This is a genomic window from Pseudomonas sp. GM80 (assembly GCF_000282515.1).
In the GTDB taxonomy this organism is placed as follows: Bacteria; Pseudomonadota; Gammaproteobacteria; order Pseudomonadales; family Pseudomonadaceae; genus Aquipseudomonas.
Map to the genome: position 1 here is coordinate 38,440 of NZ_AKJD01000150.1, position 19,364 is coordinate 57,803.

The 19,364-nt window shown below is 58.5% G+C and carries 30 protein-coding genes; 12 read left to right on the forward strand and 18 right to left on the reverse strand.

Features of this window, described 5'->3' with window-relative positions:
• Nucleotide 1: 1 nt before the first annotated feature.
• From PMI37_RS32065 to PMI37_RS21065, 14 genes are all read right to left on the reverse strand, one after another.
• Nucleotides 2–142 (reverse strand): DUF6890 family protein, encoded by a 141-nt coding sequence (locus PMI37_RS32065; protein WP_045123218.1) that lies wholly within the window; start codon nt 140–142, stop codon nt 2–4.
• A 23-nt stretch (nt 143–165) separates the two neighbouring features.
• Nucleotides 166–459: a putative phage tail assembly chaperone gene (locus tag PMI37_RS21005; protein WP_008084704.1), complete on the reverse strand. Its 294-nt coding sequence runs from the start codon at nt 457–459 to the stop codon at nt 166–168.
• Nucleotides 460–500: 41 nt separating this feature from the next.
• Nucleotides 501–956: a lysis protein gene (locus PMI37_RS21010; protein ID WP_008084707.1), complete on the reverse strand. Its 456-nt coding sequence runs from the start codon at nt 954–956 to the stop codon at nt 501–503.
• Nucleotides 956–1,489: a lysozyme gene (locus tag PMI37_RS21015; RefSeq protein ID WP_008084709.1), complete on the reverse strand. Its 534-nt coding sequence runs from the start codon at nt 1,487–1,489 to the stop codon at nt 956–958. Before PMI37_RS21015 ends, PMI37_RS21010 begins: the two co-directional genes overlap by 1 nt.
• Nucleotides 1,486–1,782, reverse strand: a complete 297-nt coding sequence (locus tag PMI37_RS21020; protein WP_008084711.1) for a hypothetical protein — start codon at nt 1,780–1,782, stop codon at nt 1,486–1,488. Before PMI37_RS21020 ends, PMI37_RS21015 begins: the two co-directional genes overlap by 4 nt.
• Nucleotides 1,779–1,991 carry a TraR/DksA C4-type zinc finger protein gene (locus PMI37_RS21025; protein WP_008084713.1) on the reverse strand — a complete coding sequence of 71 codons (213 nt, stop codon included), beginning with the start codon at nt 1,989–1,991 and terminating at the stop codon, nt 1,779–1,781. Before PMI37_RS21025 ends, PMI37_RS21020 begins: the two co-directional genes overlap by 4 nt.
• Nucleotides 1,991–2,440 carry a phage protein gene (locus tag PMI37_RS21030; protein ID WP_008084716.1) on the reverse strand — a complete coding sequence of 150 codons (450 nt, stop codon included), beginning with the start codon at nt 2,438–2,440 and terminating at the stop codon, nt 1,991–1,993. Before PMI37_RS21030 ends, PMI37_RS21025 begins: the two co-directional genes overlap by 1 nt.
• Before the next feature lie 5 nt (nt 2,441–2,445).
• Nucleotides 2,446–3,561 carry a DUF2586 domain-containing protein gene (locus tag PMI37_RS21035; RefSeq protein WP_008084717.1) on the reverse strand — a complete coding sequence of 372 codons (1,116 nt, stop codon included), beginning with the start codon at nt 3,559–3,561 and terminating at the stop codon, nt 2,446–2,448.
• 11 nt (nt 3,562–3,572) lie between these two features.
• The gene (locus PMI37_RS21040) at nt 3,573–4,253 is read right to left on the reverse strand and encodes a phage virion morphogenesis protein (protein WP_008084719.1); all 681 of its coding nucleotides are present in this window, start codon (nt 4,251–4,253) and stop codon (nt 3,573–3,575) included.
• On the reverse strand, nt 4,243–4,689 hold the full coding sequence (locus PMI37_RS21045) for a phage tail protein (RefSeq protein ID WP_008084721.1): 447 nt from the start codon (nt 4,687–4,689) through the stop codon (nt 4,243–4,245). The genes PMI37_RS21040 and PMI37_RS21045 overlap by 11 nt, the downstream gene beginning before the upstream one ends.
• Complete coding sequence (locus tag PMI37_RS21050) at nt 4,686–5,147, reverse strand: head completion/stabilization protein (RefSeq protein ID WP_008084722.1); 462 nt, start codon at nt 5,145–5,147, stop codon at nt 4,686–4,688. Before PMI37_RS21050 ends, PMI37_RS21045 begins: the two co-directional genes overlap by 4 nt.
• A 96-nt stretch (nt 5,148–5,243) precedes the next feature.
• A complete protein-coding gene (gene gpM, locus PMI37_RS21055) occupies nt 5,244–5,969 on the reverse strand; it encodes a phage terminase small subunit (RefSeq protein ID WP_008084724.1) in 726 nt (241 codons plus the stop codon).
• Nucleotides 5,966–6,985 carry a phage major capsid protein, P2 family gene (locus tag PMI37_RS21060; protein WP_008084726.1) on the reverse strand — a complete coding sequence of 340 codons (1,020 nt, stop codon included), beginning with the start codon at nt 6,983–6,985 and terminating at the stop codon, nt 5,966–5,968. The genes gpM and PMI37_RS21060 overlap by 4 nt, the downstream gene beginning before the upstream one ends.
• A 1-nt stretch (nt 6,986) precedes the next feature.
• Nucleotides 6,987–7,907 (reverse strand): GPO family capsid scaffolding protein, encoded by a 921-nt coding sequence (locus tag PMI37_RS21065; RefSeq protein WP_008084728.1) that lies wholly within the window; start codon nt 7,905–7,907, stop codon nt 6,987–6,989.
• A gap of 162 nt (nt 7,908–8,069) precedes the next feature.
• Here PMI37_RS21065 and PMI37_RS21070 point away from each other — a divergent pair, with 162 nt between their 5' ends.
• The 3 genes from PMI37_RS21070 to PMI37_RS21080 all read left to right on the forward strand — a co-directional run bounded on the left by PMI37_RS21070 (nt 8,070) and on the right by PMI37_RS21080 (nt 11,240).
• Nucleotides 8,070–10,127, forward strand: a complete 2,058-nt coding sequence (locus PMI37_RS21070) for a terminase large subunit domain-containing protein (RefSeq protein ID WP_008084730.1) — start codon at nt 8,070–8,072, stop codon at nt 10,125–10,127.
• Nucleotides 10,066–10,917 (forward strand): phage portal protein, encoded by an 852-nt coding sequence (locus PMI37_RS21075; protein ID WP_008084734.1) that lies wholly within the window; start codon nt 10,066–10,068, stop codon nt 10,915–10,917. The genes PMI37_RS21070 and PMI37_RS21075 overlap by 62 nt, the downstream gene beginning before the upstream one ends.
• Nucleotides 10,918–10,982: 65 nt before the next feature.
• Nucleotides 10,983–11,240: an ogr/Delta-like zinc finger family protein gene (locus PMI37_RS21080; protein ID WP_008084736.1), complete on the forward strand. Its 258-nt coding sequence runs from the start codon at nt 10,983–10,985 to the stop codon at nt 11,238–11,240.
• 52 nt (nt 11,241–11,292) lie between these two features.
• On the opposite strand, the gene PMI37_RS21085 is transcribed toward PMI37_RS21080, so the two are convergent.
• Both PMI37_RS21085 and PMI37_RS21090 read right to left on the reverse strand, forming a co-directional pair.
• Nucleotides 11,293–11,478: a hypothetical protein gene (locus PMI37_RS21085; RefSeq protein WP_008084739.1), complete on the reverse strand. Its 186-nt coding sequence runs from the start codon at nt 11,476–11,478 to the stop codon at nt 11,293–11,295.
• 101 nt (nt 11,479–11,579) lie between these two features.
• The gene (locus PMI37_RS21090) at nt 11,580–11,927 is read right to left on the reverse strand and encodes an XRE family transcriptional regulator (RefSeq protein ID WP_045123221.1); all 348 of its coding nucleotides are present in this window, start codon (nt 11,925–11,927) and stop codon (nt 11,580–11,582) included.
• Nucleotides 11,928–12,019: 92 nt separating this feature from the next.
• Between PMI37_RS21090 and PMI37_RS21095 the strand changes: the two genes are divergently transcribed.
• From PMI37_RS21095 to PMI37_RS31430, 8 genes are all read left to right on the forward strand, one after another.
• Entirely contained in the window at nt 12,020–12,220 is a 201-nt protein-coding gene (locus tag PMI37_RS21095) for a DNA-binding protein (protein ID WP_008084742.1), read from the forward strand.
• A gap of 29 nt (nt 12,221–12,249) precedes the next feature.
• Nucleotides 12,250–12,729 (forward strand): YmfL family putative regulatory protein, encoded by a 480-nt coding sequence (locus tag PMI37_RS21100; protein ID WP_274517675.1) that lies wholly within the window; start codon nt 12,250–12,252, stop codon nt 12,727–12,729.
• Nucleotides 12,726–13,088 carry a hypothetical protein gene (locus PMI37_RS21105; RefSeq protein WP_008084746.1) on the forward strand — a complete coding sequence of 121 codons (363 nt, stop codon included), beginning with the start codon at nt 12,726–12,728 and terminating at the stop codon, nt 13,086–13,088. The genes PMI37_RS21100 and PMI37_RS21105 overlap by 4 nt, the downstream gene beginning before the upstream one ends.
• Before the next feature lie 72 nt (nt 13,089–13,160).
• The gene (locus PMI37_RS21110) at nt 13,161–13,415 is read left to right on the forward strand and encodes a hypothetical protein (protein WP_008084747.1); all 255 of its coding nucleotides are present in this window, start codon (nt 13,161–13,163) and stop codon (nt 13,413–13,415) included.
• On the forward strand, nt 13,415–16,117 hold the full coding sequence (locus tag PMI37_RS21115) for a toprim domain-containing protein (RefSeq protein WP_045123222.1): 2,703 nt from the start codon (nt 13,415–13,417) through the stop codon (nt 16,115–16,117). The genes PMI37_RS21110 and PMI37_RS21115 overlap by 1 nt, the downstream gene beginning before the upstream one ends.
• A 10-nt stretch (nt 16,118–16,127) precedes the next feature.
• Entirely contained in the window at nt 16,128–16,418 is a 291-nt protein-coding gene (locus tag PMI37_RS21120) for a hypothetical protein (RefSeq protein WP_008084752.1), read from the forward strand.
• Between the two features lie 171 nt (nt 16,419–16,589).
• A complete protein-coding gene (locus PMI37_RS21125) occupies nt 16,590–16,790 on the forward strand; it encodes a hypothetical protein (RefSeq protein ID WP_238552720.1) in 201 nt (66 codons plus the stop codon).
• Complete coding sequence (locus PMI37_RS31430) at nt 16,783–17,001, forward strand: hypothetical protein (protein ID WP_045123219.1); 219 nt, start codon at nt 16,783–16,785, stop codon at nt 16,999–17,001. Before PMI37_RS21125 ends, PMI37_RS31430 begins: the two co-directional genes overlap by 8 nt.
• A 338-nt stretch (nt 17,002–17,339) precedes the next feature.
• Here PMI37_RS31430 and PMI37_RS21140 read toward each other — a convergent pair whose 3' ends face one another.
• Nucleotides 17,340–18,338 (reverse strand): tyrosine-type recombinase/integrase, encoded by a 999-nt coding sequence (locus PMI37_RS21140; RefSeq protein WP_008084757.1) that lies wholly within the window; start codon nt 18,336–18,338, stop codon nt 17,340–17,342.
• Nucleotides 18,339–18,645: 307 nt separating this feature from the next.
• Here PMI37_RS21140 and PMI37_RS21145 point away from each other — a divergent pair, with 307 nt between their 5' ends.
• Nucleotides 18,646–18,975, forward strand: a complete 330-nt coding sequence (locus PMI37_RS21145) for a hypothetical protein (RefSeq protein WP_008084758.1) — start codon at nt 18,646–18,648, stop codon at nt 18,973–18,975.
• A 19-nt stretch (nt 18,976–18,994) separates the two neighbouring features.
• Here the strand turns inward: PMI37_RS21145 and PMI37_RS21150 are convergent, their stop codons facing one another.
• A complete protein-coding gene (locus tag PMI37_RS21150) occupies nt 18,995–19,363 on the reverse strand; it encodes a PH domain-containing protein (protein ID WP_008084761.1) in 369 nt (122 codons plus the stop codon).
• Between the last annotated feature and the right edge of the window lies 1 nt (nt 19,364).

Below are 19,364 nucleotides of genomic sequence, written 5' to 3' on the forward strand. Positions count from 1 at the left end.
GTTATCCATTCAATGCGTGAGCGATGCCGTTAGCCACGGCAAACTCCGTGCGTTTCCAGTGTTCGTCATCCAGCCACTTGGCCGTGCCCATGTTTTCAATGCTGGGCTCGGCACCGGGTAGCCAGCGCATGGTCAGGGCCATCAACTGGCCCAGACCGTCCTCGGTCAGGCGCTCGGCGTATTCGAGGGCTTTTTTACGATGATCTCGACGTCAGGCGCGTACTCCTCGAGCAGCGCACCGACGATCTGCATGGTCATCACCGGGTTAACCATGATTTCGCGCAGCTCCCCTTTCTGGGCCGGCAATACGGTGCCGCTCAGCAAGTTGAAGGACGGCGCGACCTTGTTGGTGGCGGTCATGGCGTTGAAGTACTTGGTGACGTCCTGAGGGGTCAGGGTGAAAGTGAATTCCTTGCTGCCGACTTCCAGGGTGATGTCGCGGGATTGGATCTGGCTCATGTTCGTGTCCGTTGTGGTGGTTGATTGAAGGGTGATTCGGGTCAGCGCAGGCATACCTGGCGCACGTAGTCCTGCAGCCCCAGGATCATTTGCCGGCTGAGGGCAAGCTGGTCTCTGAGGGTGAAATAATCCGGTCGAGCGTCTGTTGCGAGTTCGGCGGTGTCTGCATCAGCCAAGCCGCCGGCGCCGGTGGCGTCTGGCGTAGTAGCGCTGCAGGTGGCTTTGACGCGCAACCGCTGACGGCCATCGGCAACATCAAGGCGCAAAGTGTCGATTTCAGTGCGTGCATGGTTCAGTTCCTGGGTGCGGGCTCGATCGATCTCATCGCGGGCGGCGAGCATTTCGCCGCTGATCCGGGCGGCTTCACGCAGGCCGTTGGCTTCGTACTGGGCGGCATCACGTTCGTCGCGTGCGGTGTCGAGTTGGCCTTGCAGGATGTCGAATCCAACGAAGGCCGCGAGGCACAGCAGCAGCGGAAACAGGATCTCGCGCAGCATCAGAGGCCCTCCGCGCACATGGCCGCTTCGGCGCGCCGGCGAGCGTGCAGCCCTGGCACAAACTTCTTTCGGCCCTGGGCATCGGTGACGGATGACCAGACCGGTGTCTTGCCATCAGGCCCCCACGCAAGCGCCTTGCAGCCCTCGGCAATCCGGCCGGCGTTGATCAGGCCGACGGCCCGACTGGCGCAGGTGCTTGGCACGCCGAAGTTGTGGCCGTGGCTGCTCAGCGCGTCGAATGTGTTCTGCCCGATCGCGGGATTGGTCAGGCAGTCGGCAAGTGCCAACTGGCCCTTCTCGACCACCAGCTGCTCCACCTCGGCGCAGCGCGCCGGCGACCAGTAGTCACCGACGATCAGCGGATACGGACTGGTGTAACGGGTGATGCCCTTGCACACCGTGGGTAGGCCACGGGCCAACTGATCGCGGTAAACGACGTTCTGGCCTTCGCCTTCCCAGTTGCCCAGGAACGCGAGCAGCGGAGCGCTGGCCAGTACGATCGCACCGGTGGCGATCTTGTTACGCAGGCTCATGGGAACAGCACCCGCAGCAAGGCCGGCCCAACCATCTGCGCCACGACGCCCAGCACGGTCAACACTGCGAGCATGCGGGTCACCTTGGTGCCGATGTCGGACACCGTGGCTGTGAGCTCGCGCTGGCCGTCATTCAGATCCGAAAGCTGGACGGCCATGTGTTCAAACTCGCCTTCCAATCGCGTGACGCGCGTCGGCACGGTTTCATGACGATCTTCCAGATCGGTGACACGGTGCTCGAGCACAGCGAAACGGCTTTCCAGACTGGCTTTGGGCGTGGCGCGAGCGTTCATCGGCGCTGTCCTTGTTCAACAACGGTTTGGCACGGCACGCAGCGGGTGATGCCGCCCAGCGCCTGGCGTTTTTCCGGGATCGGGTTATCGCAATCTTCACAGTGGGTCAGGCTGGGCCCGCTCGGCCGCGCTTGGGCGAGCTGGGCGGCAATCGCCTGGTCACGCTGACGTTGCTCCAGCGCCTGGGCACGATCGAACGGGCAGACCATCAGCGCAGGCCCTCGATCTCGGCCGCAGCCAGGTACGGCACGCCGTTCACACGGATGAAGTCCGGACTGGAAACGTCGAAAGGCACCTTGTGCTTCGATTTCTCGCCGCCTTTTGGATCGACGCTGAGCAGGCTGGATACCTTCAACTTGCAGCCGAAGGCCTCAATGCGCAGTTCCTCATCGCCGGCTTTGGCGAAGAAGACCGAGTCGAAGGGCTCCAACTGGCGGAAGCTGCCGGCAGAACGCGCTGCCTCGATCAGTAGATTGAAGTTGCTGGTGTCGAACTCGAACTCGCCACTAGCAGAAACATCGCCGTCGACGGTGCCGTTGGGCACGCCACGGGATTGCGCTACGGCGGTGTTGTCGGTGATGTCCAAGCTGCAGCTTTCGACATGAATCTGCAGGTCGCCCAGGTTGATGTCGAAGTTTTTACCGCCAATACGGGACATAGGGGTTACTCCGAATCGTCATTGGAAAGATCCAGGGCGATGTTCGCCGTCAGATCTTTAGGGCAGTTGAGCGGGCGGATCTTGATGTAGATCTCGACCTTGGTTTTGCTGGTCCAGGTCAGGACGATATCGCCGTCCTTGGGGGACTCGATTTCACCCGGGAACACCTGACCCGCGAACGTGGTGGACTTGGCCATCTGGCGCAGTGGCTTCATGAACGCGCTGATGGCGGCGGCCATGCTGTTGGGCGAATTGTTCAGGCGGCGATCACCGACGCGACGGATCAACAGCGGGCGAATCTGGCGAGCGGCCTTATCGGCAAGACGCAGGTACTCGACCACCAGGTAGTCGCTCGCCGGCGCGTCGAGCATGTTGCCGTCCCCCCAGAAAACACCCGGATAGTCGGGATAGGTCTGCGACACGGAGAAACGAGCGCTATCCAGCTCGGCGCGGATCGAGGACGGCAGCGGAACTCCGTCTTTGTCGACCGGAACCGGGCCCAAACCGAGCAATGCACCGGAAGCAACGCGCATCGGGCTGTCCGCAATGCTGACAGCGGCGTCTGCCAGTCGACCCGCCAGTACGCCTTGGTCGTTACCGTGCAGTTGCGGCGCGACCAGGACACGCGGCGCTGCCAGGCCTTCTGTAATTGCCTTCTGCTCGAGCAGATAGTCCGACCAGGTCTGTTGCCCGGTGATGCCTGCACTGCAGGCCATGACGAACACACGACGGCCGTATTTGTTGTTCAGTGCCACGGCAGCGTCATGCATGGCCGAAAGCTCTGCACCGGCTGTCACCGGCTGGGTGATTACCACCGCTTCAACGGAGAAGCCTTTCTGCTGGGCCAATTCGAGGGCATCGGCCCATTCGCCGTCTGCCGCGATCGGCGCCGCCAGGCAAGCCCAACGGTCACCGCCGTTCTGGCGTGCTGCGGTGATCTGGGTTTTCAGATCGCTCGACGGAGCGCCCAGCATCAAGTCCAGATCGCTGTCGGTGTTCAAAGGAATCAGGCTACCGACGCTTTTTGCGCCGGGCCCGATGAATAGGAAATAGCGCTCGATCTCGGTCACGGCGCCTTGGCCGAGGTTGAGATTGTTTACGCTGACTTTGCCAAGTGCCATGCAGTGCCTCGTTAGCGGGATGAGTTAAGAATTTGTTCAAACACCTGGTTAACCAGCTGACTGGTTTCCTGTCCGGTGCTGACGCCCAGGAACTGGCGCTTGGGCAGGATGATTTCCCAGCTCTGCTTGCCGGCGCCGTCAGCTTTTTCGCCTGACAAAATGCGGATCAGAAGCCCGGCCTTGGCATAACTCACGTGCTGCTGAATCCAGGCTACGGCGGGACGCTTCGCGGTTTTTTTGCCGGCCTGGCGCACTTTGAAACCCAGATTCCGTAAGCGCTTGGCCTGCTTGTCGGTTGCTGCCAAACCTTCCGGCACACGGTTCCACTGGCGCATCTGCGCGGCGGTTCGGCGCTCTGACGCACCGTGGTGTTGTTGGGCGGCGACCCAACTGGTCAAGCCGTTACGCCAGCCCAAGGTCGCGCTGTCGGGGGTCAGGTTGGTGACCTGAAGCAACTTGCCCAGGCCGGCCTCCATCTTCTTTTTGCCCTTGCTGTCGCCTTTGCGAGCATCGAACGGTGAGCCGTCCAGGTTCTGCTGTTCGCGGATCCGCTTGCGGCTTATGGTCCGGACTCGCTTGCTGACGTTGTTCAGCAGTCGCCGGCGCAACTGCGGCGCAAGACTCAACAAGGCCAATTGCGCGTCCACGCTCAACTGCCCTTGCAGGTCGAGGTCGAGAGCGCTACTCGCCACGGTTTCGCACCTCGCCGCGCTCGGCCGTCCAAAGATCAAACGGCACCAGCCCCCACTTTTTGCCAAACGCATCGACCAGTCCGTCAGGATCCTCGGCCAGGTGCTGGGCCTCCACGAACTCCAGCGTCAGTTCCAAGTCGGCTTCGTCGGGGGTGATCTGGTCGACAGCAAAGATCGGCGCCGGCAGGTCGTCGTCGCGGTCGGGATCGTTGGATTCCAACCAGCCGCCGAGCAGCGCCATCAGCAATGCCGGGTTGCCGGCGAATCGCTCGATCTGGAATACGGCGCGGTAACGCATATCGCCCATGTGCAGGCCTTGGGTGCCCGGTTTCCAGATCAGATCGAGGTTGACCTGCTCGGCCCAGCTGTCGATCTGCTCCGGCAGCACCAGATTGAGGCTGATCAGGTAGGTGGTCAGGGCGCGAAGCTTGTTCATAGCAGCGCCGCCGTCATGCGGCCACGGCCCTGCAGCGAGCGCACCGCTTGCTGGCTGAATGCCAGGAAGGTCTCCGGGCGATCAGGCAACTCTTTGCCCAGGTTCTCGGCGCTGTCGCGGCGGATGATCGACACGAATTGAGGCAACAGACTGGCTTTCGCCCTGCAATACACCGCGCGCTTGTACGTCGCTACGTGAAAAGTGGACTCGCGCAGCACCGTAGGGTCAGCAGATTCCAAGGTAATGACACCTGCGCTCTGCCAACGGGCCTTGCACTTGGCCAGGTCGCTGTTGACCTCGGTCATCGCCGTGGTCAACTCAGCAGTCAGCAGTTCCACCAGGTATTCCGCCGGCAGGCGATAACCCTTCTGGAACTCAGCCACATCGAGCTTCGGCCAGAAGCCGTCGTTCTCGATCGCCAGTTCCACAAGAGTGGTGGGTTTACCTGAAAAGCTCATGCTGACCGCTCAAATAGGGCGGGAAGCCTGTTTTCAGTGGGACGGTCCATAAATGGGCGGCTCACTTCCACAGGTTCCCGCTGGGGGGGTAGTCGGTTATTCGGCGCCGGTGACGGCGGGTGGCTGTTTGGCGATCGCCTTTCGGCACTTCGCAATGCGCGTCTCGTTGCCAGCCTTCGCGTACAGCTCGCTGGAACGCTCAAGGTGCTTGAGCGCGGTTTCCCACTGCTCGGCCTCCATGGCGCGCATGCCGATCAACTTGTGGTATTTGGACGGGATCTGTTCAGTCAGCTCCCATTCACCGTCGACACGCGGCAACAGGTCGGACAGGTACGGCTCCGGACTACGCTGGGCGGTGTATTCAGCGAATGCCCACTCACACACGGCGTCAGCAACAAAGGTCTGGATATCCCGACGTTTGAAACGCTCGGGCATTTCCTGGCCCTGCTCCATCAGGAAGTCCGCGAGTTCCAGGGCGTCTTCGAACTGCACGGTGTCGAACAGCCAGACCATGACCTGCACCGCAACACGGTTCGGGAAATTCAGCCCCGATTCGCAGTAGCGCTGGACGTATTCCTGGTACTTGGGCAGCAACTCATCGCGCTTCAGTGCTTGGCGGCCGGCCATGCCGTTGATCGCGCTGATGCGCTCCAGATCCTGGTCCAATGCCGCTTCCTGCAGCATCAAATGCTTGCGCGCATTGGCGGGGCTGCTCAGCGCGTCAGCCGGGGTGTACGCCAGAGCCGCGCCCGAGAGGGCGGCGGCAGCGGCGGTTACACCCATGGCCAAGGTGCGGCGCTTGTGTGCCAGGGCCAGGCTCACGCAACCAGCTCCACGTTTTCGGTCAGCGCGATCTTTTCCAGTTGCTCGATCACGTAACCTTCGTTGCGGCTGTTGTAATCCTCGACGCGGGAGCGTTTCGGGTTGTCGACCGTCTGTTTACGCCAGCTCGAATCCTGGAAGTAGATCGACAGGTTGTCCCAGCTGGTAACCAGCACGCCGTTGACCGGGAAGAACGGCACGCTGAAGCTCGGCAGACCGCCGTAGGTGGCGATCACCTGAGCATCTTCGATGCGTTCTTTTTCGGTCGGCACGTCGCCTTGTTTGGCGTACAGCTTGGCCTTGTCAGCGGCCAACAGGTCGGAACCGATGATCGCGACCAGGTCGCCGCCGTCGCGCAGGCGTTCGTCAACCATCTGCTTGGTGTCGTGTACCAGGGCGTCGAGGTTGGCGTAGTCACCATTCGGCCCCAGAGTGACCTTGCCGGCCACCTTCCCTTCCTTAAGCACCTGCTGCGGGGCCTGCTCACGCAGTTGCTGCAGCCAGCCCTTGTTGACGTCCTGCAGCATCGGATACAGCTCGATGTCGCTCTGCTCCGCAGCATGCGTGCCGTGGAAGCCGACCATGATGCGGTCCAGGGCGATCTGTTTTTGAACCGCTGCGGAGTATTTCTGGTGGAAGTCCGGGAACTTGGCCCATGCGTCGATTTTCGCGTATGGCAGGCCTACGTCGGATTCGGTGGAAGACAGCTCGTAAGTCGACTGATCCAGCGCCGACGCATCTTTGGCTTCGCGGTCTTTCGTCTTGGTATTGGTGCGGCCGGTAACTGGGCCGGACACACCGAGGAACACCTTTTGCCCTTTGATCTCGGTCACCGGAATGACGTTGATGCGCTGCAGGAAGTCCGACTTGGCCGTAATGGCCTCGTTCAGCTCTTGGGCAATGGTCGGCTCGACGCTGAACTGCTTCGTGGCCAGGTCGACGCCGTAGCTCTCAGCAATAGCGAGCTGCAGCTCCGCGTACATTTGGGCGCCGAAGGCGCTCAGGGAATAGGCCATGTCAGAGCACCCGCTTTTTGGCAGTGGTTACAGGACCCGCGTTGCGCGGCAACTGGCGACCGTTGGGGGTGTTCTGCAGTGCAGAGAACTGCTTCAGCAGCGCGTCCAGTTTCGCCGTTACGGATTGGTTGCCCTTGGACTTGCGGCGGAACTCGCGCTCCTCCTCGGCGGTGGCGACGATGTCGTCGACGGCCGAGCTGACGTCATCGATCAGACCCTGATCGGGTTCTGGTGCATCGGCGGCGGCAGGCTCGATGACCGCCTGAAGGCCGGCGGCGACAACCAGCAGCTGCGCCACCAGGGCTGTCAAAGCCGTTGCTGTAGCTTCATCCATTGGGGGTTTGCTCTCTGTGTTGGGTGGAGTGGATTCGGTGGGCAGCACGTCCGCAGCGAAACGTTTGAAAAAGCCGGTCAGAGCGTTAATCAGTCCGGTTTCAGCGGTGCTTTGGCTGTCGTCCTGCAGGCGGCCGAGTTCGACCGAGGCTGCGTAATAAGATGCGCGGGAGTTTTTGTGGGAGAAGTAGAGTTCCTGAGTGCCCACGCTGGCAGGCTGGTCGGTTACGCCCATGCCGGTCAGGTAGGCTTTGCCTTTGCCCCGGAAGTCAGGGGTGATCTCAATGCTGGTGAACAGCTTCTGGCCCTGGTCATTCAGGTACAGCAGCCGGTCGTTGGGCTTCAATTGCGCTTCCAGCGCCACTTCGCCGGGTTCCAGATCTTCGGCTTCTTCCACCAGGCGCACGGCGTAGACGGTGCCGTGGGAACCAGGCCAGCGTTCGTGATCGCACCAGATCACTGCCGTGTAAAAGGATGGCTTGTAGGTTTCAGCGATATCGCGCAGTTCCTGGGGAAGGATCACTCGGCCATCAACGGTCGCGCCGCTGGTGGCGACACGTTTCCAGAACGAAACAAGGGAACGGGGCATGGGGATAACTGCGCTCAATCGGTGATTTGAGCCGCCAAGATATGGAGCAAACCGCCCCCTAACAAACGGTTCAATTGCGCGTTCCTCCTAGATTCAAGATCTAGGTTTATCGCAGAATTTAACCCCGCGTTTTCACCGTTTTCGCCGCATAGACTGCGGCCCATGTACTACTCGACCGAAGTTAAAGAAGCCGCCAAACGCCTGTTTCTGCGCCGCTGTAAGGCCAAGGAAATTCAGGCGCAACTCAACCTGCCCAACATCCGGATCGTCTACTACTGGATCCGCCAGGGCGGCTGGGAAGACATGCTGTCGGACGAAGAACCGCTCACCGCTGTTGGCCGGCGTATCACCTTGCTGCTGGACAAGGTCGGCAGCCTTTCCAAGGACGATCTAAACGAACTCGACCGGCTGACCGCCGTGCGCGAACGACTGCTAAAGCAAGCGGCCAAACCGACGCCGGCGGCGGCATCGATCGGAGACGATCCGTGCGATTCCTCGGAACCTCGCCAGCGACCGCGTGGCGAACGTTCCGGCCGTAGCGAAGGCGGCGGCAAGAAAAAAGAGAAGAAGGCCAAGAACGACATCAGCGGCCTCACCGAAGTCGACTTCCTGGATAAGTTCATCAGCAAAATGTACCGCTACCAGCAGGAGCTGTTCGCGGCCAAGCAGAACCCGCTGACGTGCCGAATCCGCAACATCCTCAAAAGTCGTCAGGTCGGCCTGACCTACTACTTCGCCGGCGAAGCGTTCATGGACGCGGTATTGAGTGGCGACAACCAGGTCTTTCTGTCGGCCAGCCGATCGCAGTCCGAGATCTTCCGCAGCTACATCATCCAGTTCGCCAAGCAGTGGTTCGACATTGAGCTGACCGGCAACCCGATCGTGCTGAGCAACGGCGCCGAACTGCGCTTTCTCAGCACCAACAGCAGCACCGCCCAGGGCTACCACGGCCACGTCTACGTCGACGAATATTTCTGGATCCGCGATTTCGAAAAACTCAGCACCGTGGCCAGCGCCATGGGCACCCACAAGAAGTGGCGCAAAACCTACTTTTCGACGCCTAGCGCTGTGTCGCACCAGGCCTATCCGTTCTGGACCGGCGAAGAATTTCGCAACAGCAAGCGAGGGAAAAAGATCGGCGGCACCTGGCCGATCGAAGCATCGTATTCACAGGGTGCTCTGTGTCCGGACGGCCAATGGCGCAAGACCATTACCATTCAGGATGCGATCGACGGCGGCTGCGATCTGTTCGACCTCGAGCAACTGCAGCTGGAGTATGACGAAGACAAGTTTCAGCAGCTCTTCTACTGCAAGTTCATCGACAGCACGCAGAGCGCGTTCGGCCTCAAGGATCTGGAGCGCTGCTATTCCGACCTGTCGTTGTGGGAAGACTACAAGCCCGACGACGATCGGCCGTTCGGCAACAGTCCGGTCTGGCTGGGTTACGACCCGAGCCGCACCCGCGACGACGCGACGTGCGTTGTCATCGCCCCGCCGCTCGAACCTGGTGCGAAGTTCCGGATACTGGAGAAGCACAGCTGGCGAGGACATTCGTTCACCTATCAGGCTGCCCAGGTCAAGAAGCTGACCGAGCGTTTCAACGTCCAGCACATCGGCATCGATGTCACCGGTGTGGGTTACGGCGTGTTCGACCTGGTGCGCGACTTCTACGCCAAAGCGACGCCGATTCATTACAGCCTCGAGGCGAAGAACGCCCTGGTGCTCAAAGCCCAGGACACGATCCAAGGCAGCCGCATCGAGTGGGATGCCGGATGGACCGATATCGCCCAGGCGTTCTTGACCATCAAGCGCGGCACCACCAACAGCGGCCAAGTCACCTACAGCGCCTCGCGCACCGACGCGACCGGCCACGCCGATATCGCATGGGCGGTTATGCACGCCCTGGCCAACGAACCTTTGAACACCAACAAGCGGCGTCGTAGCCGCTACGTCACGAGTGGAAACAATGCCCAAGCATCGACGCAGAAATCGCCCGGTCAACCAGCAGGCGCAACAGCAACAGCCCATGCGGGCGTTTACGTTCGGCGAACCCGAGCAGGTGCTGTCGGGCAACATCGGCGAGTACCTGGGCGTATTTCTCAGCGACGACGGCGAGATCTACAAGCCGCCAGTGTCGCGGCCTGGCCTGGCCAAACTGTTGCGCGCCAACGCGCACCACGGCGCCATCCCCAAGTTCAAGCGCAACCTGCTGTTGCGTGAGCTGATTCCCTCGGCCGGCTGCAGCGCTCGGACGATGGGCTGTGCGGGTCTGGATTACATGGTGTTCGGCGAAGCCTTCTTCTACCGCGACACCAATGCATTCGGCCAAGTCCTGGAGCTGCAGCACCTGGCAGCGATCAACATGCGGATCAAGGTCGACGGCGGTTTCCGAATGCTGCTGCCTGATAACAAGTTCATGGACTTCGACCAGGACGAGATCGAGCACGTCCTCGACTATGACGTGGAACAGAACATTTACGGGGTGCCGGACTACCTGGGCGGCATGCAGGCGCTGCTGCTCAACGAAGCCGCAACCTTGTTCCGCCGGCGTTACTACAGCAACGGGGCTCACGCCGGTTACATCTTCTACACCAACGATCCGGACCTGACCGAGGAGGACGAAGACAACCTGCGCGCGCAGATCAGCTCAAGCAAGGGCGTGGGCAACTTCCGCTCGATGTTCGTCAACATCCCCAACGGCAAAGAGAACGCGATTCAGATTATCCCGGTGGGGGATTTCCAGGCTAAAGACGAGCTGGAGAAGGTGAAGAACATCACCCGCAACGACGTGATCGCCGCCTGGCGGATGAACCCCGCGCTCGCCGGCATCATTCCGGAAAACAGCGGGGGTTTTGGCGACATTGAAAAGATTGACCGGGTGTACACCAGCAACGAGATCCGGCCGATCTGTCAGCTGTTCAACCAGGTCAATGACACGTTACGACCAGACAGGCGAATCAACTGGAGAGAAGTGGATATTCCAGTTGATCCCACTGCATCCGGTGCTTAGCTAAGAGATTGCCACTAAATATTGTGGCAATATGGTGGCGATTGGCTGCCCTGGGGAGGGACACAATGCGAGTTGAATGCAAATGCGGACACAGAGGACGGATCGCTTCGCGAGAGAAGCTATCGACGGAGTTTGCGAAGCTGTACTGCCAGTGTCTGGACGCAAAGTGCGGGCACACATGGGTCGCAAATCTGACGTTCTCGCACACGTTGAGCCCATCGGCTCAGTCTTTCGAAAGGATGTTGTTCGACCATTTGCGGGATATGCCCAGGGCGAAACAGCGGGAGCTGTTCGAGCAGCTGGGGTCACAGGCAGTGGCGTGATGTTCGGACCGCCGACTCATAGGTGTCGGCGATCGACTACATGGCTCGATTATCAGTTGTTGGCACCGTCTTCGGGCTTGGTGGCAAGCACCTCAGAAAGGCGGCGTAATTGAAGTTGCTCTTGTTCGCTCAATAGTCGATATAGGCCGATCAGGCGTCGTTCAATTGAGGTCAACCCGAGCCACTCGAATTCACAGAAACCAACACAGGCGCGGTCTTTTTTCGTGCGATCCAACATGCGTACTACTCCATAAAGTGCATTGCTGAATCGACGTTATCGGGGCGGAAGCTGGCATTGGTACTGAGAGGCGACGAATGTCTTATTTGCAGTGTGTCTGTTTAATTCTGGCTTCGAGCGGCGTCGTCGGCCATCGCCTGCAGAAAACGACGAATCGCCTCTTGGTCAAAAGGCGTGATGCTCCTGTACTGCCTAATCAGCTTTTCCTCTTCTGGAGAAAACAGTACGCCGAGAGGCGTGGAACGTCGGCCCGTCAGCACAAATGCAGCATCTACTCCGCACTTTTCAAGTGCCGCCACATAGCGAAGATCGAGCGAATTAGCCTCCAGTTCATAGTTTTTCTGAGTTCCCCGGCTCACACCAAGTAGTACTCCAAACTCTGTTTGATTCAGGCCTAGGCGCTCGCGCTCTTCCCTTAGGCGTTCTCCTACTTGATCTGCTATGAGCATTTTTTTATTCACCACCATTGACTTGATCAATTTTTTGACCAAGAATCACCACAGACAAACGTAAACAAACACAACTGAACAGAGTGCGCACTATGCCCGCCACAGTTACGCCGGAGCAAGCCCGAGAGGCTTTGGATCGCAGAGGAATGAGCATTGCGGAATTCAGCCGAAAGCATGGACTGAACAAAAATTTAGTCAGCGACCTGTTGAACGGTCGGATCAAAGGTCGCCGTGGGGAGGCACATCGCGCCGCGGTGTTGCTGGGTATCAAAGACGGCGTGATCGAACAGTAATGGCACCGGGCCACAGGGAAAAGCAGAACATGAAAAGCACAGTTCTAAAAACTCGGCGTCAGGTGGTCAGCGCAATCATCTGCGCCTATCCCGGCGGGCGCGAATGCGCCGCCGCTCGCATCGGCCTATCGCTTAAGAAGTTCGACAACCACGCCTATGAAAACAACAACTGCCGCCCGCTGACCGATGCACAGATCCACCAGCTCGAGCTTGATACCGAGACAACCTTTCTCCCCGAGTACATCACAGCAATGTACGGCGGGATGTTCGTTCCGGTGATTGAGCCTGAAGCGTTGGACAACGTGGAAATGTACGCCCGTTGCGTCCAGGCCTCAGCCAAGAAAGGCACCGTCGATCACCTCATTGAGGAAGCATTGAAGGACGGGATCATCAGCGAGGCCGAGGCCGAGGCGATCCTTCACGCGGACTCACTGCACCTTGCGGCCAGACACGCCGAAGTTCTCGCCGTCATCCAATTGCACGCGTCTAAATCGAGGAAAGCCAAATGAACATAGCTTCCAAGGATCTGGATTACCGCAGCACTATCCGGGCTGCTGCTCTCACATTCCTTGAACGTCATCAAGGGGAGCACTTGGGCGATCAAGGTCAATTCATTGAGCGCACCGCCAGCCATCTGGTGGATAGCTTTCAGGCTGATAAGCCGCTTGCGATCCGACTCACCTGTGAAGCAATGAGCGACCTTCACGAAATCAATGTCCGGCAACGGCTCGATATCCATGCAAGTGAATCCCACGCGGTGGTCATCACTGACCCGGTCCGTGGTTGCACTTGGTCGGTGCCTGTCCACCTGATCTACGAACACTTGATAGCCGCCGGCCGCGCCACCCGTATCACGCCCGCCACCTAAACATCCCTACTACTGTCCTGAGCCTGCTAGCCGTGGGTTTGGGTGAGCTGCGCCCGAAATTGAGGTTTGACGATGGAAAACGCCATGGATATCCACACAAAACTGACGCCTAACCAGGCTCAAGCGCTCTTGGCCAACCTGCGCGAACAGTACCGCCACAGCCTCAATGACCTTTGGTACGCAGATCAATACCGGCGCATCCCCGATGGCCTCCGCCACGGATCGATTCTCGCCAATAGCCCGGTGATGGCCGCTCAGAAAACGCTGATCGGCGCCCTCACCCATAGCCTCAGCCTCAGTCTCAAAGCAGCGAAGAAAAAATCATGATGAAAGAAGACCTCAAAGATACGGTCATCGAACGGCTGCAATTCGATTTCGACCTGAAACTTCGCGCCGGCACGAAATACATGCGGGGTGGCACCTGCCCCAAGTGCAAAAAGAAAGAACTCTACGCTCGATACGACAATCCCTGGCAGATCCGCTGTGGTCGCCCTGAACGCTGCGGTCACATCGAGCATGTGAAAAACCTGTACGAAGATCTGTTCGAGGACTGGAGCAAGCGTGCACCGGCGACAGATAACGATCCAACCGTGACAGCTCGGGCGTACCTTGAGTTCGCCCGGGGCTTTGACGTTGGGATGCTAACCGGCTGGTACACGCAGGAAAACTACGTCAATCACGAGACGGGGCATTCCAGCGCCACGATCCGCTTTCCGCTCCCCAACGGTGGGTATTGGGAACGTTTGATCGATCGCCCATCCCGCTTCGGCAAGATGAAGGCTCGGTTCAAACCCAAATATAGCGCCCTCGGTTACTGGTGGTGCCCGCCCTCCGTCGACCTGGCCACCGTAGAAGAGCTATGGATTGTCGAAGGGATCTTCGACGCCATCGCTCTCCAGCAGAACGGCATCCCGGCAGTCTCTGCAATGTCGAGCGTCAGTTACCCCGCTCATGCGCTGGAACAACTGGCAGAGCAACGTAAAGGCAACCTGCCCCGACTGGTCTGGGCTTTGGATAACGAACCGACAGCGCGCGGCTACCTACAGCGTTGGGCGAAGTTGTCTCGCGAGCTGGGCTACAGCTGCAGTGCAGCGCTGATACCACAACGCCGACGGCAGAAGCTCGACTGGAACGACCTGCATCAACGTTGGGGGTTTGAAGACTCCGACAAGCGCGAACAACGACGTCAGCGCGATCTCCAAATTGCGCGTCACGAAGGTGATTTGCTTCTGGCGGCTTCGCCCCGTGAGAAAGCGATCTTGATGTACACCTGGGAAGATGCAACGTCGGAATTCCATTTCGATTTCGCCGACCGGATGTACTGGGCAAAATTTGACCTGTCCAAGCTGGAAGACGAGCAACGCGCCCTTATCAACAGTGACGATCACGACGATCAACTGCTGAACGATCGCCAAGCACGTCACAAGGTTCTGGAGTCTGTCTGCGCGTTGAAACAGATTGCCAACTGCAAATTTGAGGCGCTTTACAAGCAGGTGAACGACGTGACCGGTGACGCCTGGTTCTATTTCCAGGTTGAAACCCCGAGTGACAACGCACCTGAAAAATTTACGTTCACTCCCAAACAAATATCGTCGAGCAGTGAATTCAAGGCGCGCTTGATGTTCGCCGGCGCGACCTGGCTTGGCACACAAAAATACCTAGACCAGATCGTCATCCGCCAGACGGAAGGGCTGCAAACGGTCGAAACCATCGATTACATCGGGTACAGCAAAGAGCATAAGGCCTACATCTTTAACGATATCGCCATCCAAGGAGGGAACGTCTACAAGGCCAACGAAGAAGACTATTTCGAATTCGGTCAGTCACGGGTCAAGTGCCTGATGAAGTCCATCAAGATCGCCATGGCGCCCACTGCTAAGGCCTATCGCGATGATTGGCTACCAAAGCTCTGGCTGTGCTTTGGCGAAAAGGGACTCGTTGCCCTGACCTACTGGTTTGGCTCGCTATTCGCCGAACAGATCCGCGCCGACTACGAGAGCTTCCCGTTCCTGGAAATGTCAGGCGAGCCTGACTCCGGCAAGACGACCTTGATCAAATTTCTTTGGAAACTGTTCGGGCGTCTTTACGAAGGCTTCGACCCTGCGAAGGGTTCCACCTCCGGCCGCAGCCGTGCAATGGGTCAGGTTTCCAACATTCCCCTGGTACTACTCGAAGCAGACCGCAACACCGATGCCGATAACGCAAAATCGTTTGAATGGGATGAGTTCAAGGACTACTACGGTGGTGGGCTGCTGCGAACCCGGGGCGTGAAGAACAACAGCAACGACACCTACGAACCGCCCTTCCGTGCGTCGATCGTTATTGCGCAGAACGCAGGTGTGTCCGGGCATGAAGCGATTCTGAGCCGGATCACCAAACTGTATTTCCCTAAGCCCAACATCACCGAAGACAGCCGTGCAGCTGCAGACTCGCTCGTTCAGACGCAAGTCGAAGACGTCAGCCACTTCATAGTCAAGGCGATGAAGGCCGAGTCGCAGGTGATGAAGCGCTTCGCCGAGGTATACCCGAAGTACCGTACGGAACTATGGGCAAGCAAAAAGCTGACTTCGGATCGCATCATCCGTAATCACAGCATGCTGCTCGCCTTGGTCGACTGCCTTCAATTGGTACTCCAACTGCCTGAACAGATGGTTCGAGAAACCCAGCAATACATCAAGGGCATGGCCAACGAACGGCAGGCGGCGATCACCACCGATCCGCAAGAGCTGAACGACTTCTGGCAGGTCTATGACTACCTGGAATCCCTCCCGGGCGCCCCGCTGGTCAACCACAGCAAGAACGCCGGCGTCATCGCGATCAACCTCAACCAGTTCGCAGAAGTCGCTCACGAACACCGTCAGCGCATACCGGACTTGGCCACCCTACGACGAATGCTCAAGGACGGCCGCACCCACAAATTGCTTGAGGCGAGTAAGCCCACTGAAAGCAACATCAGGGCAGCGCTGCAGGCGCGCACTCCGTTGACCCCGATTCCGCAGACGGTTCGCTGCTGGCACTTCAAGGCGTAAGGGCAATTCCATGCAAATCCAGGTGATTAACGATCAAGGTCAAGGCGACTCGACAGCAGAGATCCGCCGACTAAATACCGCAGCGGCCGAGTGTGAGTCTGAAATCCGGACTGTATTCGCGGAAGCATATGCCAACGCGGGCCTGGTCGACGCATTGGAGATCCGCTTCAACCGAGGCGACCGCGAAATCCTCGTTATGAATTGCAGCCGCGTTCAAGCGCAAGCCGTCCTTGAGTGGCAGGCATGTGATGAACAAGGGGAGTTTGAAAGTTTGGTGATTCACCTGGTGCGATCGGTTTAAACCCGCTCAACCAGGAACGATGCCGGCGGCGCCGGTAAATGAAGGGTATCGAGGGATTGCGCTCCCTCGATACCCGCTACTGAGGGCAACACTATGCAAGCACAGCACCGAAGCAGCGACTCGAAGGCTACCACATCGCGCGAGCAAAGCGCGTTGGCGGGACGCCACCTGATGACGATCCAAATCGTTGGTACCGCGATTTTTGAATACCAGGTGCAAAAAACCATTGATGCGCGAGACCGCCTTGAATCGCTGGCCAACATAGCCAAAGCGCAGGGCGATCTAACCGACGTTGAGGCACTTGTTGTTGCAAACGTACTCGCCAATCACAACACCTCCACCCAGCAGTTGCGGGGACGAAAACATGTCTGAACCAAACACCACCACTCGTATACGCCCAGCGTTGGCCAGCAAGCGGCTTGACTTGCCCAGCGTCTGCGATATTTGCGGCTTTGCTCGATCCATTCCCCGGCATAACCGCTGCAGTAAGCAACGGCAGCAACGAAAAACAGAGGAATGGGAAACCTTCATGGCGGAAAAAATAGCCGCGAGACTAGCGAAGGAACGCCGTTATGCCCGCTGACATGCCAATGGAATCGCCGGATCTGCTCAGCTCGATACACGAACTGATTCGGCAGCTGCAGCGCCCCGCCGTTGCTGCAGAGCATGAACTATGGACAGCGCAGGATATTGCGGCGTACCTAAAGCTATCCGCCTACACGGTCGAGCGTCGGGTTGTAGTTCAACCTGGCTTCCCTACGAGCGTTCAGCCTTGTGCCACTGGATTGAAAGCCGCGAAAAGATGGTTCGCGGTAGAGGTGATTACCTGGTTGCGGCAACATCGCGCTCGGTTGCCCGCAACGAGGCGAGCAAGGCAAACAGCGTGAACAAAAAAAAGCCTGCGTACTCCGCAGGCTTTTTTTATCCCAGACGCTGCGCCAGTTCCGACGCTGTGGCGTTGTAATAGATCATCAAAGACTTGAGATCCTTGTGGCCGGTAATACGCGCCAAATCCAGCACGTCGACCTTACGAGCGAGACGCGTAATGGCTTCATGCCGAGTGTCGTGAAACGTCAGACCATCTATTCCCAGTTCGTCGCGAATCCTCCGGAACATAGAGTCCGCCGATCCTGACTCTAATCTGAATAGCCGATCGTCAGCGCTCTTACCCTTGTAAAGCGGCTCCAACAACTCTCCCGCACGCTTGCTCAGCGGAACATTCCGGCTGGTGCCGTTCTTTGTCATTGGCAGATGGACGAAGCGCTCGCGCAGGTTCACCCATTTCGCGGTCAGACCCAGTATCTCGCCTTGCCTCATCGCGGTTTCGATCGCGATGAGAAACGCATATCCCAACTCCTGCAGAAGCGTCACCGGCGGCTCCCCCTCGACGTAGCCAAGTCGATTCAGCAGCGCGCTGATTTCGCTGGGGGCAACACGACGTTCGCGGGGCGCACCATTGCTCGGCCGTTTCGCATCACGGACAGGGTTGGCCAGGCAGGTTTTCCATTCACGTCTGGCGAGTTCAAAGACGGACGACAGAAGTGTCATTTCACGCCTGACCGTCGCAGTCTTCACCACCTTCAAGCGTGCATCCCGCCATTGAGCGACCTGCTCGGACGTTATGCTATCCATCAACTCTCCAACCCACTCCAGTTCCCTGTCGAACTTATCAAGCCGTAGCTCTTCCCAGCGCTGGCCTGCCTTGGTTGGTGACACATCGCGCTTGTACCTACGCAGTGCCTCCGAAAGCGTCATAGAGACGCTTGTGCGAGACTTACCACTCTGCGCAATGATTTCAGCCTCACGAGCAGTTGCCCAAGCAACAGCCGCGGCTTTGGTATCGAACGTCTGGGAGTCACGAACACCTTGCTTCGCGACCTCAGCGCGCCAACCACCACTTCGTTTCCGGTACGAAGCCATTCCACCCTCCTGGCGTAAAAATGGCGTAAAGGCTACCACGCACTTGCACGAAACTGCCGCTCACTGTCTTCGCACGACACGGCCAGTCACCAGCATAGCCGGGCATCGCAGGTGTTTGCCGCTTGTGGTACGTTACCGTCGCATTCAGACCGTTGCCCCCTCGGGGCACCAAAATTAAGAAAGGTCTTGCTTAGCAAGGCCTTTTTTTTCGCCTGCAATAAAGCTCTTGCCCCTGCAGGAGCTGCCGCAGGCTGCGATCTTTTGACTTTCAGCTTCTCGACCGACGAAAACCCCAAGGATCATCACCATGGAAACGTCACTGGAAACAGTCGCCCTCTTCTCCCTCAAGCTCGCGTATGAGGAAGAAGGCCTGAGCCCGATCCTGCGCGATGACATGGTCATGGGTGACTACCAGCGAGATATTTTCGAGTTGTTGGTGAAACGTGGCGATGTCGAGACTATTCAATTCAAGATGAATGAGTGCCTCGGCTTGGCGCTGGATTCATTGGGCGGTATCGAGAAACCGCTTGGGCGTGAGTTGCACAAGCTGTCGGCGGACTTCAGCCAGGCGCAGTCGCTGGAGCAGCTCGATCAGCCGCTCCTCGCGCTCAAGGTTTATCTGAAAGACATTCTTTGATTGAGCGCGTCGCGCGCTCTTACAACAGATGTTTGGAGATGTACTTGGAAATCTCCACCATCGACGTCTTCCCGGTGAATTCAAACTTCACCTTGCCCAGCGATGAAAAGTAAATCTCCAGCTCCGAGTCCAGGTCAAACGTCCCCGACGTTTCCACGGAGTAGGCGACGATGTTCTTGTACGGCAGCGAAGTGAAATCCTTCTTGCTGCCCGTGATGCCCTGGACGTTGACGGCGATGATGCGTTTGTTGGTAAACACCACCCCATCGCGCATGGCCTTATAAGAGTCGATCACCTCTTCCCCTTCCAGCAACAGGGCGCTGACGCGCTCGGCGTATTCGTCGTTCTGCTTGAGTTTGAAGAAACCCTTGTTGTTGAAGTCGATCATC